The organism is Brevundimonas sp. P7753 (genome assembly GCF_013386595.1).
In the GTDB taxonomy this organism is placed as follows: domain Bacteria; phylum Pseudomonadota; class Alphaproteobacteria; order Caulobacterales; family Caulobacteraceae; genus Brevundimonas; species Brevundimonas bullata.
This window is the reverse complement of the sequence record NZ_JACARP010000159.1, coordinates 171-1,149: the sequence shown is the minus strand read 5'-3', so window position 1 is coordinate 1,149 and position 979 is coordinate 171. Positions and strand designations below refer to the sequence as shown.

Below are 979 nucleotides of genomic sequence, written 5' to 3'. Positions count from 1 at the left end.
CGCGCGGCCCGGCGTCGGCGGCGACCCGCAGGGCGATCTGCCCGCCCATGGAATGGCCGATCACGGCCGGCCGCTCCAGCCCCTGCTCGGCGATATAGCGCCGGATCTCCGCCGCCGCCGGGGCGCCGATCAAGCCCTCGCCATTGCCGTCCGCCGCCACGTCGCCGAACCCGCGCACCGTCACCAGATGCACCCGGTATCGCCCCTCCAGCGCCTGGGCCGTGCGCGCCCACACCGCCGAGGTCGAGGCCAGACCGGGGATCAGGATCACATCCGCCCCCTCACCCCGCGCCTCGACCACGATCCGGTCCGACGCGAAACCCCTGGCCGGCGCCGCCGCAGGCGCGGCCTCCGCGACCCCCATCCCCCCCAGGGTCGAGGCCGACAGGACGAAGGCAAGCGCGAGCATCTTCAGGAAACGGGTCATGGCGCAAACCTGGGTGCAGATCGTGGCGATTCATCGGCGCAACTGCCCAGTTGAAAAATCGGCGCGCCGGGTGTGAACTCCCCTCATCCTGGGGAGGAAATCATGAAGATGTTCATCACGGCCTCGGTCGCCCTGGCTGCGGCGAGCCTGGCCTTCAGCGTCTCGGCCGAAGAATGGAGCTCCGTCTCCAGCAGCGCTCGCGTCGTCTATCTCGCGGATCTGTCCAGCATCGCCAAGGTCGGCGACGACACCACGATCAAGGTCGCGCGCATCCCCCTGCCCGCAACCGCAGGCGATTACACGCACAAGATCAATGAGTACGCTTTCCGATGCGCCGCCAATCAGGCCCGCATCGTCCTGGAAGTCGAGTACGGCGCCAGCGGCGCCGAAGAGGCGCGTTACCCCGATCCAGAGGCGGAATGGGACCGCCCCTCAGCCAACAGCCTCGGCGCCTATATCAAGAGCATCGCCTGCGACAACCAGCGCTCCACCGCCCCCAACAGCCCATCCATCAAGGCCTTCATCGACAGCCAGCACGGCGGCTGACCGCCG

General features: G+C 68.8%; 2 protein-coding genes. One reads left to right on the top strand and one right to left on the bottom strand.

Features of this window, described 5'->3' with window-relative positions:
• The coding region (locus HX774_RS18645; protein ID WP_178828929.1) for an alpha/beta fold hydrolase at positions 1–427 on the bottom strand (427 nt) is incomplete at its 3' end.
• 102 nt (positions 428–529) lie between these two features.
• Here HX774_RS18645 and HX774_RS18640 point away from each other — a divergent pair.
• Complete coding sequence (locus HX774_RS18640) at positions 530–973, top strand: surface-adhesin E family protein (protein WP_178828928.1); 444 nt, start codon at positions 530–532, stop codon at positions 971–973.
• Positions 974–979 lie beyond the last annotated feature (6 nt).